Annotated in this window: 15 protein-coding genes, 1 tRNA gene and 1 pseudogene; 9 read left to right on the forward strand and 8 right to left on the reverse strand. The window is 69.1% G+C overall.

All coding sequences use genetic code 11. From position 1 onward, the window contains the following. Window positions 1–36: 36 nt before the first annotated feature. The 7 genes from gnd to HHX33_RS03570 all read left to right on the forward strand — a co-directional run bounded on the left by gnd (window position 37) and on the right by HHX33_RS03570 (window position 8,787). Window positions 37–1,035 (forward strand): phosphogluconate dehydrogenase (NAD(+)-dependent, decarboxylating), encoded by a 999-nt coding sequence (gnd, locus tag HHX33_RS03540; protein WP_396774401.1) that lies wholly within the window; start codon window positions 37–39, stop codon window positions 1,033–1,035. 37 nt (window positions 1,036–1,072) lie between these two features. Then, window positions 1,073–2,260, forward strand: a complete 1,188-nt coding sequence (recF, locus tag HHX33_RS03545; RefSeq protein WP_182873256.1) for a DNA replication/repair protein RecF — start codon at window positions 1,073–1,075, stop codon at window positions 2,258–2,260. Further along, window positions 2,250–2,783 carry a DUF721 domain-containing protein gene (locus HHX33_RS03550; protein WP_310740222.1) on the forward strand — a complete coding sequence of 178 codons (534 nt, stop codon included), beginning with the start codon at window positions 2,250–2,252 and terminating at the stop codon, window positions 2,781–2,783. Before recF ends, HHX33_RS03550 begins: the two co-directional genes overlap by 11 nt. Before the next feature lie 356 nt (window positions 2,784–3,139). Then, on the forward strand, window positions 3,140–5,065 hold the full coding sequence (gene gyrB / locus HHX33_RS03555; protein ID WP_396697362.1) for a DNA topoisomerase (ATP-hydrolyzing) subunit B: 1,926 nt from the start codon (window positions 3,140–3,142) through the stop codon (window positions 5,063–5,065). A gap of 28 nt (window positions 5,066–5,093) precedes the next feature. Beyond that, a complete protein-coding gene (gene gyrA / locus HHX33_RS03560; protein ID WP_111700103.1) occupies window positions 5,094–7,595 on the forward strand; it encodes a DNA gyrase subunit A in 2,502 nt (833 codons plus the stop codon). Window positions 7,596–7,815: 220 nt separating this feature from the next. Beyond that, entirely contained in the window at window positions 7,816–8,553 is a 738-nt protein-coding gene (locus HHX33_RS03565; RefSeq protein ID WP_310741191.1) for a DUF3566 domain-containing protein, read from the forward strand. Window positions 8,554–8,710: 157 nt separating this feature from the next. Next, window positions 8,711–8,787 (forward strand) — tRNA-Ile (locus HHX33_RS03570). 466 nt (window positions 8,788–9,253) lie between these two features. Here HHX33_RS03570 and HHX33_RS03575 read toward each other — a convergent pair. The 3 genes from HHX33_RS03575 to HHX33_RS03585 all read right to left on the reverse strand — a co-directional run bounded on the left by HHX33_RS03575 (window position 9,254) and on the right by HHX33_RS03585 (window position 11,136). Further along, window positions 9,254–9,619, reverse strand: a complete 366-nt coding sequence (locus tag HHX33_RS03575) for a nuclear transport factor 2 family protein (protein WP_182873257.1) — start codon at window positions 9,617–9,619, stop codon at window positions 9,254–9,256. Between the two features lie 357 nt (window positions 9,620–9,976). Further along, window positions 9,977–10,219 carry a hypothetical protein gene (locus HHX33_RS03580; RefSeq protein ID WP_259402031.1) on the reverse strand — a complete coding sequence of 81 codons (243 nt, stop codon included), beginning with the start codon at window positions 10,217–10,219 and terminating at the stop codon, window positions 9,977–9,979. Next, window positions 10,216–11,136, reverse strand: coding sequence for a DNA-methyltransferase (locus tag HHX33_RS03585; protein WP_182873258.1), 921 nt, complete (start codon window positions 11,134–11,136; stop codon window positions 10,216–10,218). The genes HHX33_RS03580 and HHX33_RS03585 overlap by 4 nt, the downstream gene beginning before the upstream one ends. A 199-nt stretch (window positions 11,137–11,335) precedes the next feature. On the opposite strand from HHX33_RS03585, the gene HHX33_RS35550 reads away from it, so the two are divergent. Both HHX33_RS35550 and HHX33_RS03595 read left to right on the forward strand, forming a co-directional pair. After that, window positions 11,336–12,052 (forward strand): pilin, encoded by a 717-nt coding sequence (locus tag HHX33_RS35550; RefSeq protein WP_310741192.1) that lies wholly within the window; start codon window positions 11,336–11,338, stop codon window positions 12,050–12,052. A 250-nt stretch (window positions 12,053–12,302) separates the two neighbouring features. Continuing rightward, a complete protein-coding gene (locus HHX33_RS03595) occupies window positions 12,303–12,536 on the forward strand; it encodes a hypothetical protein (protein ID WP_182873259.1) in 234 nt (77 codons plus the stop codon). Here the strand turns inward: HHX33_RS03595 and HHX33_RS03600 are convergent. The 5 genes and pseudogenes from HHX33_RS03600 to HHX33_RS03620 all read right to left on the reverse strand — a co-directional run. Then, window positions 12,533–13,294, reverse strand: a complete 762-nt coding sequence (locus tag HHX33_RS03600; RefSeq protein ID WP_182873260.1) for an ABC transporter permease — start codon at window positions 13,292–13,294, stop codon at window positions 12,533–12,535. The two genes, HHX33_RS03595 and HHX33_RS03600, sit on opposite strands and share 4 nt — an antisense overlap. A gap of 9 nt (window positions 13,295–13,303) precedes the next feature. Continuing rightward, complete coding sequence (locus HHX33_RS03605; protein WP_182873261.1) at window positions 13,304–14,113, reverse strand: ABC transporter ATP-binding protein; 810 nt, start codon at window positions 14,111–14,113, stop codon at window positions 13,304–13,306. Then, window positions 14,113–14,526, reverse strand: coding sequence for a DUF1048 domain-containing protein (locus HHX33_RS03610; protein WP_182873262.1), 414 nt, complete (start codon window positions 14,524–14,526; stop codon window positions 14,113–14,115). The genes HHX33_RS03605 and HHX33_RS03610 overlap by 1 nt, the downstream gene beginning before the upstream one ends. Next, the gene (locus HHX33_RS03615) at window positions 14,523–14,858 is read right to left on the reverse strand and encodes a PadR family transcriptional regulator (RefSeq protein WP_182873263.1); all 336 of its coding nucleotides are present in this window, start codon (window positions 14,856–14,858) and stop codon (window positions 14,523–14,525) included. The genes HHX33_RS03610 and HHX33_RS03615 overlap by 4 nt, the downstream gene beginning before the upstream one ends. Window positions 14,859–15,246: 388 nt before the next feature. Beyond that, window positions 15,247–15,549, reverse strand: a pseudogene (locus HHX33_RS03620) (IS701 family transposase); the annotation flags it as partial.

Below are 15,549 nucleotides of genomic sequence, written 5' to 3' on the forward strand. Positions count from 1 at the left end.
CCCGGGCGTACGCTTTGGCCGTGGCATGGACACCCGATGCATGGGTACGCGTGCCTCGGTGGACGACGCGGACGTCAAGGGGTGGCTCAGATGCAGATCGGCATGATCGGGCTCGGCAGGATGGGCGGGAACATGGCCGAGCGGCTGCGGCGCGGCGGCCATGAGGTCGTCGGCTACGACCGCGATCCCGCCCTCAGCGACGTCGGCAGCCTGAAGGACCTCGTCGAGAGGCTTCAGGCGCCGCGCGCGGTCTGGGTGATGGTCCCCGCCGGAGCGCCGACCCGGGCCACCGTCGAGCAACTGCGCGACCTGCTGTCGGAGGGCGACGTCGTGATCGACGGAGGCAACTCCCACTACCTGGACGACCAGCGGCACGCGGCGGACCTCGGCACGCGCGGCATCGGCTTCGTCGACGTGGGCGTCAGCGGCGGCGTGTGGGGCCTGCAGAACGGCTACGCGCTGATGGTCGGGGGCGAGGACGAGCACGTCGGGCGGCTCATGCCGGCCTTCGACACGCTCAAGCCCGAGGGCGAGGACGGCTTCGTGCACGCGGGCGGCGTCGGCGCGGGCCACTTCGCGAAGATGGTCCACAACGGCATCGAGTACGGCATGATGCAGTCCTTCGCCGAGGGCTGGGAACTGCTGGAGGCCAGCGACGTCGTCACCAACGTCCCCGACACGTTCCGGAGCTGGCGGCACGGCACGGTCATCCAGTCCTGGCTGCTCGACCTGCTGGTGCGGGCCCTGCGGGAGGACCCCGACCTCGCCGACCTGAAGGGCTACGCGGAGGACTCCGGCGAGGGCCGGTGGACCGTGCAGGCCGCCGTCGACCACGCCGTGCCCCTGCCGGCCATCACGGCCGCGCTGTACGCCAGGTTCGCCTCGCGCCAGGCCGACTCCCCGGCGATGAAGATGGTCGCGGCGCTGCGCAACCAGTTCGGCGGCCACGCGGTCGCGTCGGCCGAGGGCCAGACCGGCAGGGGCGCCGACTCCCCCGGCGCCGACGTGGCTCCGCCCCCCGAAGCCGACCGGTGACCACCCCGGGCGGCCGGTGGGCACTAGCCTTGCGGGCGTGCACGTGGCGAGCCTGTCCCTCACCGACTTCCGGTCCTACCCGGAGGTCGAGCTGACGCTCGAACCGGGCGCGACGGCCTTCGTGGGGCCGAACGGGCAGGGCAAGACCAACCTCGTCGAGGCGCTCGGCTACCTCGCGACCCATTCGAGCCACCGGGTGGCCACCGACGCCCCGCTCGTACGGCACGGCGCGCAGCGGGCGGTCGTACGGGCCGTGGTGGTCAGGGACGACCGCCGCGCCCTCGTCGAGGTGGAGATCAACCCGGGCCGGGCCAACCGCGCCCGGGTGAACCGCTCGCCGGTGCCGCGGCCGCGCGACGCGCTCGGCCTGCTGCGCACGGTCCTGTTCGCCCCCGAGGACCTCGCGCTCGTCAAGGGCGACCCCTCCGAGCGCCGCCGGTTCATGGACGAGCTGCTCGTCGCCCGCGCCCCCCGGTTCGCGGCCGTACGCGCCGACTACGAGCGCGTGCTCAAGCAGCGCAACACCCTCCTGCGTACGGCCGCGGCGTCCCGGGCGGGGCGGCGGCGCGGCCCCCGCAGGCAGGACGACGACGCGGCGTTCGCCGCCGCGGGCGCCGGGGACGTGCTGAGCACGCTGGAGATCTGGGACACCCACCTGGTGCGCTTCGGCGCCGAACTGCTGGCGGCCCGGCTGCACCTGGTGGACCTGCTGCGCCCGCTCGCCGCCAAGGCGTACGCGACGCTCGCCCCGACGTCGGGGCTCGCCGATCTGGAGTACCGGGCGTCGGGGTTATCCACAGATATCCCCACCCTGGGGACAAACCGGGAACTTCTCGCCGAAGGCCTGCGGGCGGGCCTCGCCGAGGCGCGTCAGGCCGAGCTCGAACGCGGCGTGACCCTCGTCGGCCCGCACCGAGACGACCTGCTGCTGCGGCTGGGCGAGCTGCCGGCCCGCGGCTACGCCAGCCACGGCGAGTCGTGGTCGTTCGCGCTCGCGCTGCGGCTCGCGGCCTACGACCTGCTGAGAACCGACGGCGGCGACCCCGTGCTGATCCTCGACGACGTCTTCGCCGAGCTGGACGGGCAGCGGCGCAGGCGGCTCACCGAGATCGTCGCCCCGGCCGAGCAGGTGCTCATCACCGCCGCGGTGCCGGACGACGTGCCGCCGGAGCTGACCGGCGCCCGGTTCGACGTGACCGAAGGGAGCGTGACCCGTGTCCGATGAGATATCCACAGGCGGTGGACAATCCCCGAAGGGCTCGGTCGCCCGGGGCGCCGCGCTGGCGCGGGAGAAGCTGGCCCAGGCCAAGTCCGACGCGCTCAAGCGGGGGCAGCTGCCGCGCAGCGAGCCCCGCCGCCGCTCCGGCTCGGGCGGCCCGCGGCGCGACTCCGGCGATCCGCTGCCGTTCGGCCGGGCGATCCGCGACCTGCTCGCCGCCCGGGGCTGGGAGCAGCCGGTCGCGGTCGGCGGGGTCTTCGGCCGCTGGCCGGAGATCGTCGGGCCGGACCTCGCCGCCCACACCCGGCCGGAGAGCTTCGAGGACGGCGAGGTGCTGGTCGCCGCCGACTCGACCGCCTGGGCGACCCAGGTGCGCCTGCTCGCCGCCACGCTGGTCAAGCGGCTGAACGAGGAACTCGGCGACGGCACGGTGACCAGGGTGAAGGTGCGCGGCCCGGGCGCGGGCCCGCGGCCGGAGGGCGGCCTCCGGGTGCGCGGCAGCCGGGGGCCGGGGGACACCTACGGGTGAACGGGCCCGTCCTTTGGGCAGGGGGGAGTCTCCGGAAGCCCGAACCGGCCCAAAATCGCGCCTGAGGCCATGACCCCCGTCCCCCGTAGGGGATGCTCGGAAACATGATCATCAAGCGACAGGGCACCACAGCCCCCGTGGATGCCACCGGTTGTCGGTCGGACCGGTAGAATGTAGGAGGACTCAAGGACACGTCCGGTTTGCGTCACCCCCGGTCCTGCGGGCCGGTTTCCCTGGGCGGGCGCATCGGGGCATTCACGACGGTGACGGGCACGGCAGGGGCAGCCAATCCACGGTGTCGCCCGCCGCGTGTCCGCGGCAGGAGGATTTCGCACTTGTCCTACGACGCTAGCTCTATCACCGTTCTCGAAGGGCTGGAAGCGGTCCGCAAGCGGCCCGGCATGTACATCGGCTCGACCGGTGAGCGCGGGTTGCACCACCTGGTGCAGGAGATCGTCGACAACGCGGTCGACGAGGCGCTGGCCGGCTACAACGACCTGATCGAGGTCACCCTGCTCGCCGACGGCGGCGTGCGCGTGATGGACCACGGACGCGGCATTCCCGTGGGCATCGTCGCCGCCGAGGGCAGGCCCGCCGTCGAGGTCGTCTTCACCGTGCTGCACGCCGGCGGCAAGTTCGACAGCAAGTCGTACGCCGTCTCGGGCGGCCTGCACGGCGTCGGCGCCTCGGTCGTCAACGCCCTGTCGACCCGCCTTGAGGTCGAGGTCCGGACCGACGGCCACGTGTGGCGCCAGAAGTACGTGACGGCCAAGCCGACCGGGCCGCTGCAGAAGGGCGAGCCCACCGAGGACCACGGCACGACGATCAGCTTCTGGCCCGACGCGGAGATCTTCGAGACCGTCACCTGGAACTTCGAGACGCTGGCGCGCCGGTTCCAGGAGATGGCCTTCCTCAACAAGGGCCTCACGATCAGGCTCACCGACGAGCGGCCCGACCACATCATCGAGGGCGAATCCAAGGTCGTCACGTACCACTACGAGGGCGGCCTGTCCGACTTCGTCACCCACCTGAACTCGAAGAAGGACCCGATCCACAACTCGGTCATCGACTTCGAGGAGCACGGCGACGGCATCTCGGTCGAGATCGCCATGCAGTGGAACGCCTCCTACAGCGAGTCGGTCTACACGTTCGCCAACACGATCAACACCGCCGAGGGCGGCACCCACGAGGAGGGCTTCCGCGCCGCGCTGACGACCATCGTCAACCGGTACGCGCGCGAGCAGAAGTTCCTCAAGGAGGGCAAGGACGACAACCTCAGCGGCGACGACGTCCGCGAGGGGCTCGCCGCGATCATCTCGGTGAAGCTGGCCGACCCGCAGTTCGAGGGCCAGACCAAGACCAAGCTGGGCAACACCGAGGCGAAGTCGTTCGTCCAGAAGGCCTGCAACGACCACCTGCGCGACTGGTTCGAGCGCAACCCGGGCGAGGCCAAGGAGATCATCAACAAGTCGCTGCAGGCCTCCCGGGCCCGCATCGCGGCCCGCCAGGCGCGCGACCTCACCCGCCGCAAGTCGCTGCTGGAGAGCGGCAGCGGGCTCCCCGGCAAGCTGGCCGACTGCCAGTGGTCGGAGCCGGAGAAGTGCGAGCTGTTCATCGTCGAGGGCGACTCGGCCGGCGGCTCGGCCAAGGGCGGGCGCGACCCCAAGTTCCAGGCGATCCTCCCGCTGCGCGGCAAGATCCTGAACGTCGAGAAGGCCCGGATCGACAAGGTCCTCAAGAACAACGAGGTCCAGGCGCTGATCACGGCTCTCGGCACCGGCGTGCACGACGAGTTCGACATCTCGAAGCTGCGCTACCACAAGCTGATCCTCATGGCGGACGCCGACGTGGACGGCCAGCACATCACCACGCTGCTGCTGACGCTGCTGTTCCGCTTCATGCGGCCGCTGATCGAGGCGGGCCACGTCTACCTGTCCCAGCCTCCGCTGTACAAGATCAAGTGGGACCGCAAGGGCGAGGACGCGTCGTACGCGTACTCCGACCGGGAGCGGGACGCGATCATCGAGGAGGGCGTCGGCCGCGGCCGGCGCGACCCCCGGCTCCACGACGGCGTGCAGCGGTTCAAGGGTCTGGGCGAGATGAACGCCTCCCAGCTGTGGGAGACCACCATGAACCCCGACACGCGGGTGCTCCGCCAGGTCACCCTCGACGACGCCGCCCAGGCCGACAACCTGTTCAGTGTGCTGATGGGCGAGGACGTCGAGGCGCGCAGGAACTTCATCATCACCAATGCCCGTGACGTCCGCTTCCTTGACGTCTGAGCAGCGCGGCTAACCAGAAGGACTTTTCGTGACGGAAGTGAACACGCCGCCTGGGCCCCCCGCCGATCGGATCGAGCCGGTCGACATCCAGGCCGAGATGCAGCGCAGCTACATGGACTACGCGATGTCCGTCATCGTGTCCCGCGCGCTGCCGGACGTCCGCGACGGCCTCAAGCCCGTGCACCGCCGCGTGCTGTACGCGATGTTCGACGGCGGCTACCGGCCCGACCGCGGCTACTTCAAGTGCTCCCGGGTCGTCGGCGACGTCATGGGCTCCTACCACCCCCACGGCGACACGTCGATCTACGACACCGTCGTACGGCTCGCGCAGCCGTGGTCGCTGCGCTACCCGCTCGTCGACGGGCAGGGCAACTTCGGCTCGCCGGGCAACGACCCGGCCGCCGCGATGCGGTACACCGAGTGCCGCCTCGCGCCGATCGCCATGGAGATGCTCCGGGACATCGACAAGGAGACCGTCGACTTCCAGCCCAACTACGACGGGCGGTCGCAGGAGCCGATCGTCCTTCCGTCGCGGTTCCCGAACCTGCTGGTGAACGGGTCGGCCGGAATCGCGGTCGGCATGGCGACCAACATCCCGCCGCACAACCTCCGGGAGGTCGGCGGAGCTGTCATCTGGGCGCTCGACAACCCCGAGGCGTCCGACGAGGAACTGCTCGACGGGCTGCTCACCCGGGTCAAGGGCCCCGACTTCCCGACCGGCGCGCTGATCGTCGGCCGCCGCGGCATCGAGGACGCCTACCGCACCGGCCGCGGCTCGATCATCATGCGGGCCGTCGTCGAGGTCGAGGAGGACCCCAAGGGACGGCAGTGCCTGGTGGTCACGGCCCTGCCGTACCAGGTGAACCCGGACAACCTGGCGCTCACGATCGCCGAGCTGGTCCGCGACGGGAAGGTCACCGGTATCGCGGACGTCCGCGACGAGACCTCCTCGCGCACCGGCCAGCGGCTGGTGATCGTGCTCAAGCGCGACGCGGTCGCCAAGGTGGTGCTGAACAACCTCTACAAGCACACCCAGCTCCAGACCACGTTCGGCGCGAACATGATCGCGCTGGTCGACGGGGTGCCGCGGACGCTGCGGCTCGACCAGTTCGTCCGGCACTACATCACGCACCAGATCGAGGTCGTCGTCCGGCGGACCCGGTTCCTGTTGCGCAAGGCCGAGGAGCGGGCGCACATCCTGCGCGGCCTGCTCAAGGCCCTCGACCGGCTCGACGACGTCATCGCCCTGATCAGGCGGTCGCCGTCGGCGGCCGAGGCGCAGGGCGGCCTGATGACGCTGCTGGACATCGACCAGGTCCAGGCGCAGGCCATCCTGGACATGCAGCTGCGCAAGCTGGCCGCGCTGGAGCGGCAGCAGATCCAGGACGAGTACGACGGCCTGATGGCGCAGATCGCCGACTACCAGGACATCCTGGCCTCCGAGCCCCGGCAGCGCCGGCTCGTGTCGGACGAGCTCGGGGAGATCGTCGCCAAGTACGGCGACGAGCGGAAGACCGAGATCATCGCGTACGAGGGCGACATGTCCATCGAGGACCTGATCGCCGAGGAGGACGTGGTCGTCACGATCACGCGCGGCGGGTACGCCAAGCGGACGAGCACCGACCTCTACCGGGCGCAGAAGCGCGGCGGCAAGGGCGTCAGGGGCGCCCAGCTCCGCCAGGACGACATCGTCGAGCACTTCTTCGTGACCACGACGCACCACTGGCTGCTGGCGTTCACGAACAAGGGCCGGGTCTACCGGGTCAAGGCGTACGAACTGCCGGAGTCGGGGCGGGACGCGCGGGGCCAGCACCTGGCCAACCTGCTCGCCATGCAGCCCGACGAGCACGTGATGGAGATCCTCGACCTGCGGGACTACGACGTCGCGCCGTACCTGGTGCTGGCGACCCGCAGCGGCCTGGTGAAGAAAACGCGCCTTTCCGAATACGATTCGCCGCGTTCCGGTGGCCTGATCGCGATCAACCTGCGCGAGGATGACGAGGTGATCGCCGCCCGTCTCGTGTCCGAGGGTGACGACCTGCTGCTCGTCTCCAAGAACGCGCAGTCGATCAGGTTCACCGCCTCGGACGACGCGCTGCGCCCGATGGGCCGCGCGACCAGCGGTGTGATCGGCATGCGGTTCGTGGACGGTGACGAGCTTCTCGCGATGAACGTCATGGGCGACGGCGACGACGTGTTGATCGCGACCGAGGGCGGGTATGCGAAGCGGACACCCGCCGACCAGTACCCGGTGCAGGGCCGGGGCGGCAAGGGCGTCCTGACGGCGAAGATCGTCAGTGCTCGTGGCAAGCTGGTCGGTGCCGTCATGGTGCGTCCCGAGGACGAGGTCTTCGCGATCACCTCCGCCGGCGGGGTGATCCGTACCAGTGCAGGCGAGATCAAGCAGTCGGGCCGCCAGACCATGGGCGTCCGCCTGATGAATCTGGCCGAGGGTGACAGCGTCGTCGCCCTCGCTCGCAACGCCGAGGCGTTGGTGACCGAGGAGAACGGGGCAGGAGACGAGGCATGAGCGAGCGCAGCGAGCGAATCGATGAGCACAGTGCGATTCGCGAATGCGGACCCGAGCCGTCAGGCGAGGGTGTGGCATGAGCGACAGCGGCGGGGCACGGACCCCCGGCAGCGCCAGGCAGAAACCGGCGGGCGCCCGTCCGGCGTCGTCCTCCAACGGCGTTACCGCGCGGGCACAGGATGGCGGTAGCGTCCCCAGGGTGGGTTCCGAAGGAGATGACGTGACCGCCGCCGACAAGGCGAAGGCCGAAGACACCATGCGCATCCGGACCACGGGCGCCGACCAGCCGTGGAAGCGGCAGGCGACCGCGGACGGCGCCACCGACAAGGGCAGGCCCGAGAACGGCAGGCCCAACGGCGGCGGGTCCGACCCCGGCGCCACGGCGCAGTATCCCCGCCCCGCCGGGGTGGCCGCGGCCGCTCCCGTTGTGGACGGCGCCCGGGCGCCTGTGGACAACGGCGTTCCCAAGATGGACGGCGGCTCCGTACGCGGGCTCACCTTCGGCCCCGGAGGCACGGACCGCCCCGAGGCAGCCAAAGGCAAGGACAAGAAGCCGGGCGTCGGCGTCCGCCCGCCGCGCAAGGCCCACCTGGTGCTGCGCCGGGTCGAGCCGTGGTCGGCGATGAAGTTCAGCTTCGTCGTCTCGCTGGTCTGCTTCGTCGTGCTGTTCGTGGCCGTCGCGGTGCTGTACGGCGTGCTCTCGGCGCTCGGCGTCTTCTCCTCGATCACCGACACCGTCATGCAGCTCACCACGAGCGGCGGCGTCGCGGGCAAGGGCGTCGGCACCATCGACATCCGCGGCTGGTTCGAGCCGGTCCGCATCCTCGGATACGCGGCACTGCTCGGCGCGCTGAACGTCGTGCTCATCACCGCGCTGTCCACCCTCGGCGCCGTGATCTACAACATCTCCGCGGACCTCGTCGGCGGCGTCGAGGTCACCTTCAGCGAAGCCGAGTGACCCCTCCGTACGGCGGGCCGCCCCGAGCGGCCGGCCGTACGAGGCGGGCACCCGCGCTTCGCGGCACGACCACCGGGCCGGACACGGTAAGCTTTTCCTCGTCCGGAAGCGGATTCGCCACCGGAAACCGGATGCGGTAACGTTCGTTGCGCATCGCGGGGCTATAGCTCAGACGGTTAGAGCGCTTCCCTGATAAGGAAGAGGTCCCAGGTTCAAGTCCTGGTAGCCCCACCACGAATCACCAGCTCAGAGGCCAGTTCCCAAGATCCGGGACCTGGCCTTTTGATCGTTTGCCATCGATTTGCCATCGCGGCCGTCCGGCACCAGGTAGCAGACATCGATCCACATCGACAGGTCCTGGCAGCCGATCTTCCCTGGGCGCGGATGGGGTTGAACGCCGTGAAGTCACGAAGGGCATCCCTGGCAACGCCGTAGCCGGCCCGTACCTCCGTGATGTGAGCCACCACGGTCACGACGACTGCGCCGCCAGGAGCTTCGCTGAGCAGGTGCCTGGGCTGACGGTTCGCTACGGGCGGCGGGAAACGGCGACTTCAGCGGGAAGCACCCCGGCCAGTGGCGCCGGTGGGATCAGGCCACGTACGCCCAGGAGAGCAAGGAATGGTGGGAGTCGGACTGACTCGGCAGCCTGGCCGAGCGGGCTCTCGGCACGAGGGGCGGCCGGGAGCCCGCAGAGAGGCGGTCAGGCGGGGACCTTGTCGAGGAAGCCGTACACGTTGCCGATCCGGCCGTCCTCGGCGATCGCGACGACGTCGAAACCGATCACGACGGGCTCGACGGCGCCCTCGGGGCCGAGGTGCCAGGTGAACCGGGCCGTGTCGTGGTGGCCGTCCACGGCGCCGCCCAGGGTGAACACGAACCCGGGGAACATGTCCTGCGCGCCGGCGATCACGGCGGCGATGCCCTCGTGGCCGGTCACCGTGGCCAGCGGGTCGATGTAGCCGCCGTCCTCGGTCCACAGCGCGGCCACCGCCTTCGTCCTGGCCTCGGGGTCACGCTCGTTCCAGGCGGCGACATAACGCTCGGCCAAGGCGGTGTAGTCGGTCATCTTCGCGCTCCTTCAGGTTGTCTCGGTGACGACACGTGAACGGTGTCATGGACCCTTGAGGAGAGGCGATTACGCGCCGGGTAATGCTTCCGGCCCGCGCGTCTCCTTGCGCAGGCGGGTCTTGAGGACCTCGCCCCGGGTTGCGCGGCAGCTCGCTTTCCTGGACCAGAAACGGACCGGCACCTTGAACGCCGCGATGCGGTCGCGTAGGTACTCCTGGAGCTGCTCGCCGATAGCCTCGGCGCCGTTGCCACCCTTTTCTCACCTCTAGCAGGATCCGGTGGGCCGGATCCGGTCGACTTGTGGAGCGGTAAATTGGCATCCGGGGATCAGCCCGGATGCCAATGCACTCCCTGATCAGAGGCGCTGTGTTGTGCCATCATCGGTACCCGAAAACCGCGGTACCACCACTGATGAGGCGAAGAAGGTCGGCAGTGGAGATGCGGTAGAGGTCGCCGATGCGGATGGTCCGCACGGGAAACTGTCCTTCTTGGCCAGCTCGTAGGCCTTGGTGCGGCCGATGCCAAGGATCCTCGCGGCGGTCATGAGGTCCAGTGTCGGCGGGAGGTCCTGCAGGTCGCGGAGGGTGATGTCCTTCATTCGATGCCTCCTGCCGCTGCCGACGCTTCACGGATCCGCGCTACCGCGAGCTTGCAGTAGTCCGCGTTGAGTTCGATGCCGATGAACTGCCGGCCGAGTTGCCGGGCGGCAAGGGCGGTGGTTGCCGCTCCGGAAAACGGGTCCAGGACGGTGCCGCCGGGGCGGCAGCCGGCGGCGATGGCGCGGAGCGGGATGTCGATCGGGAACGGGGCGAAGTGGGCGCCACGGTAGGGCCTGGTCGAGATGGTCCAGACGTCGCCGGGGTTGCGGCAGCTCGGGTTGGCCGCATCATTGGCACGGTGGTTCGGGCGGCTGGTGGTGCCGGGCTGGGCGTCGGCTGACTCCGGTATGCCGGTCGGTGGCCAGGTCGTCTGGATGGCGTTGGGCTTCGTCCCGCCGCGTCGTGCCCGGCGGGACAGGGAGCGGTCGCCGGTGTACTGCTCGCGGATGGCGTCGAGGTCGAACCAGTAGAAGCGCTGCTTGACGAGCAGGAAGATCAGCTCGTAGCGGGTGGAGAGCCGGTCCAGGGCCGGCTGCGGCATGGCGTTGGGCTTGGACCAGACGATCGCGTTGCGCAGGATCCAGCCGTCGCGCTGGAGGGCGAAGGCGACCCGCCAGGGCATGCCGAGCAGGTTCTTGGGCGGCACGTTGCGACGGGCGCGGGGCCGTACGGTCGGCTGTCGCTGGTTGTAGGTGGCGCCGCGGGCGCAGCCGTCGGAGTTGGCGCGGAGGTTTTCCACGTAGTCGTCGGGTGTGGGCTCCTGGCCGTACTGTCCGGGGCCGTAGTCCCGAAGCTCGTAGTAGGGCGGGCTGGTCACCAGGCAGTCCACGGAGCGGTCGGGCATCTCAGACAGCACGTCGCGTGCGTCGCCGAGGTGCAGGGTGGTGTGGTCGCCTCGCCAGTACGGGACTCTCATCACGCCTCCCCCTGCACGAAGGAAGCCCCCATGAGAGGGGTCCACGCAGCCGAGGCCGGCTGGTGAGGGACCTGCCGCCAGGTCGTGCTCGTTGCCTTCATTTCTGTTCCGGGGCGGAACTCAGATACGCGCTTCGAGTGCAGCAGCGGCCTCCGGCACCGCTCCGGCGTGAGCCGTCAGCCCTGGTGAGAGCATCTGCGTGCCTCTGGCGTTGCTCTGGCGGACGCCCGCCGACATACCGCACCACCAGACGCCAGAGGCGTGCCAGCGCACCCTCGCTGACGCCGCCCGGCAGCTCGGCCTGACCACCGAGGCCGCCAAGAAGCGCCGCCAGCGCTGCGAGCCGATCCTCGTCGACGCCGTCCTGAGCGGCGAAGTCGAGGCCGCCACGTCCCTGACGATCTCCTCCGCCCCTTCTAGAGAGGTGGAGGAGGACGTCCCCATGATTTCCGCGCGGAGCCGGAGCTCGGATACGCAACCCGAGACCACCACGAGGAAAGGAGGCCGGGGCAGCCTCACCGGCTCCGCGCGGATCCCTCACCTGCCGGCGTCGCGGAAACCGCGGCGGCACATCGTCCGGATCCTGGTCGTCGTCGGCATCGCGGCGGCAGTCGTCGCCGTTCTCGTTGCCGCGGCTGTGGCCGACGGCGGCAACATGACTGCCGCGGCTCCGCCGACCCGGCCGGACCAGCTCGAGAAGGTCTTCACCAACCTGCGGAACTGGATCGTCGGGCTGCTCGCCACTCTGGCGACGCTCATGTTCACCATCGGCGGCCTGCGCTACCTGGTCGCCGGCGGGGACCCCGGGGAGGTCCAGAAAGCCAAGGTCGCTTTCAAGGCCGCCGCGCTCGGTTACGCCCTGGCCGTGCTGGCTCCGTTGTTCGTCAACGTGCTCAAGCACGTCGTCGGCGGGTGACGGCGATGTCCATCGAAATTCTTATCCACATCCTGTGGACAAATCCCTCGCCCGCCCCGACGCCTGAACTGCCACCGCTCCCGAGCGGGACCACCGGGATCAGCTCGGCGACTGGATCACCAACCAGATCAACGCCTGGTTCGCCGACCTCGTCGGATCCGCGATCAAGCCGCTGCTGGATGCCCTGGCCGCCACCCTCCTGGCCACCCCCAGCGTCGACGGTCAGACACGGATCGAGGACCTGTGGCACGTGACCCTGGTCATCGCCAACGGATCCTTCATCCTGTTCGCCACCGTCGGCGGGATCCTCGCCATGAGCTACGAAACCGTCCAGACCAGGTACTCGATCAAAGAGATCCTGCCGCGGCTCGTCGTGGCCTTCCTGTGCGCCAATGCCAGCTTCCTGCTGACCGGCAAGGCCACCGCGAGCCGTCTGCCCGCCACACTGTTCTGGATCAAGACAAGCCTGACCGATTCGGCCTAGGAGATCTTGCGGCGGTAGGTGCGCATGGCGAAGGCGAAGGCGACGATGAGGATGCCGACGCACCAGGCCAGGGCGGTCCAGATGTCGGTTCCGACCGGTTGCTGGGTGAACAGGCTGCGGATGGCGTTGACGATGGAGGTCGCCGGCTGGTGCTCGGCGAAGGCGCGCACCGGGCCGGGCATGGTGTCGGTGGGCACGAAGGCCGAGCTGAGGAACGGCAGGAAGATGAGCGGGTAGGAGAACGCGCTCGCGCCTTCCATGGTCTTGGCGGACAGGCCGGGGATGACGGCGATCCACGTCAGCGCCAGGGTGAACAGGATCAGGATGCCGGCGATCGCGAGCCATGCGGGTGCCCCCGCCGCCGAGCGGAAGCCCATGAGCAGGGCGACGAGCACGACGACCACGAGTGAGATCAGGTTGGCGGCCAGCGAGGTCAGCACGTGCGCCCACAGCACGGACGAGCGTGCGATCGGCATGGACTGGAAGCGTTCGAAGACACCGCCCTTCATGTCCATGAACAGCCGGAACGCGGTGTAGGCGATGCCCGAGGCGACCGTGATGAGCAGGATGCCGGGCAGCATGTAGTTCACGTACGAGTCCGACCCCGTCTTGATCGCGCCGCCGAACACGTAGACGAACATCAGCATCATGGCGATCGGCATGACCGCGGTCGTGATGATGGTGTCGGGGCTGCGCGTGACGTGGCGCAGGGATCGTCCCAGCAGGACGACGGTGTCGCCGAAGAAGTGCCTGGTCATCGTGATTCCTTACTGGTCCGTACTGACCTGCGGTGTTTGGCGAGCGTCGCCGTTCTTGCCGTCGGCGCTGACGAGGGTGAGGAAGACGTCCTCGAGGGTCGGCTGCTTTTCCACGTACTCGACCTTGGCGGGCGGGAGCAGTCGCTTGAGCTCGGTGAGGGTGCCGTTGACGATGATCCGGCCCTCGTGGAGGATCGCGATCCGGTCGGCGAGGTGCTCGGCCTCGTCGAGGTACTGCGTGGTGAGCAGCACCGTCGTCCCCTGGGCGGCGAGTTCCTTGACGGCCTGCCACACCTCGATGCGTGCCTGGGGGTCGAGCCCCGTCGTGGGCTCGTCGAGGAAGATGACCGGCGGGTTGCCGATGAGACTCATGGCGATGTCGAGGCGGCGGCGCATGCCACCGGAGTACGTCCCTGCCTTCCGCGCGGCCGCGTCGGTCAGCGAGAAACGGGCGAGCAGGTCATCGGCGATCCTGCGCGGGTTCTTGAGGTGCCGCAGCCGGGCGACCAGCACGAGGTTCTCCCGCCCGCTGAGGATCTCGTCGACGGCGGCGAACTGTCCGGTGAGGCTGATGGACTCCCGCACGTCCGCGGCCTGCCTGGCGACGTCGAAGCCGTTGACGCGGACCGTGCCGGCGTCGGCCTTGAGCAGCGTGGACAGGATTTTCACGGCCGTGGTCTTGCCGGCCCCGTTGGAGCCGAGGAGGGCGAAGATGCTGCCTCGCGCCACGTCGAAGTCCACGCCGCGCAGCACCCGCAGGTCCTTGTACGACTTCTCGAGGCCGTGCACCTCGATCGCCGGGGCTTGCTGTGTCGTCATCACGTGGTCCTGTCTTCTCTTCCGGGTTCTTCGTCGGCGACGCGCTCGATGGCGCCGGTGAAACGGTTACGCTCCCGGCTTCGCCACTGTCCGGCCGGGTAGTTGGCCATGAACGCCTCCGCGAACTCCACGGGGTCCTCCCCGAAGAGGGCGCGGATCGGGGTGCCGTCCGCCGCGCTCTGTTCGAACAGATCGGCGAGGTCCTCGAACATCGCGATCGCGCCGGCGCCGTCGGCCGGCCCGAGGAGCATCAGGTAGCGCTCCATCGCCTCGGCCGCCGTGCGGTAGTTCTGGGGGAGCTGCTTGATGCGCGCCTTGTACTGCCGGTAGCGCCGTTTGTCCTCCAGCGGCCCGGTGACCTTCTCCAGGTATTGCAGATAGCGGCTCTTCGATTCGTTCGACCCTGTGGTCATGTCTGCTTACCTTCCTTGCGGAGCTGTTCGAGCCTCTCTGAGAGGAAGCTCCAGGTCCTCCAGAACTCTTCGAGGTGCTCCCGTCCCTGGGCGTTCAGGGAGTACACCTTGCGCGGCGGCCCTTTCTCGGACGGGACCTTCTCCACGTCGACCAGGCCGCGCTGCTCGACCCGGACCAGCAGCGCGTAGATGGTGCCTTCGGCGATGTCCGAGAAGCCCTGATCCCGCAGCCATGCCGTGATCTCGTAGCCGTACGCGGGCCGGCCGGACAGGATCGCCAGGACGATGCCCTCCAGCGTTCCCTTGAGCATCTCGGTCGCCTGCCTGCCCATGGAGTCGCCCCCTTTTCAGCTACTCGGTGGTGCTGAGTACCGGTACACAGTAACGCTGACTACCGGTACATAGCAACACCAAGTAGTGCATGCGTGTGGGTTGAGGCAACCTGATCACTGCATGAGGGAGCCCGCCGCCACCCCTTCGGCAGGAGATGGGCTGCGCCAACCTCCGCGAAGATGTCGACCGTCGGCTTCGCGTCTGACCCCAGGTCAGAGCTACCGGCGACGCCCTGTCCGGCTACCGCGAGCGGCTAGTACTACAGCCTGATTTCGTGATGTTGGAGCCAGCGTTTCCAGTAGTGGCTGGCTCGGGCGCGGGCTTGGTGGTGTCGTCGGTGTTGGGACCAGGCGAGGGCGTGGCTGAGGGGATGGGTGATCGTGGTGGTCAGGCGTGCCAGCAGACGGCGGATTTCTGCTGGTGTGAGGCGGACCAGGCCCCTTGGGCTTTTGGGGCGTGCGCGGCGGTGACGGCGAGATAGGCATGGGCGAGCATCGCCAAGGTGATGTGGCGGTGCCAGGCGTCATAACGCCGGACCTGATAGTGGTCCAGTCCGGTCTCGTTCTTAGCGGACTGGAAACACTCCTCGATCGCCCAGCGAGAGCCAGCGACGGCGATGAGGTCCTCCAAGGTGGTGCCGACCGGTGCGTAACACAGGTAGTAGGCCAGCTCAAGCTCGCCCTTGGCATT

The sequence above is a fragment of the Microbispora sp. H10670 genome (genome assembly GCF_014161385.1).
In the GTDB taxonomy this organism is placed as follows: Bacteria; Actinomycetota; Actinomycetes; order Streptosporangiales; family Streptosporangiaceae; genus Microbispora; species Microbispora triticiradicis.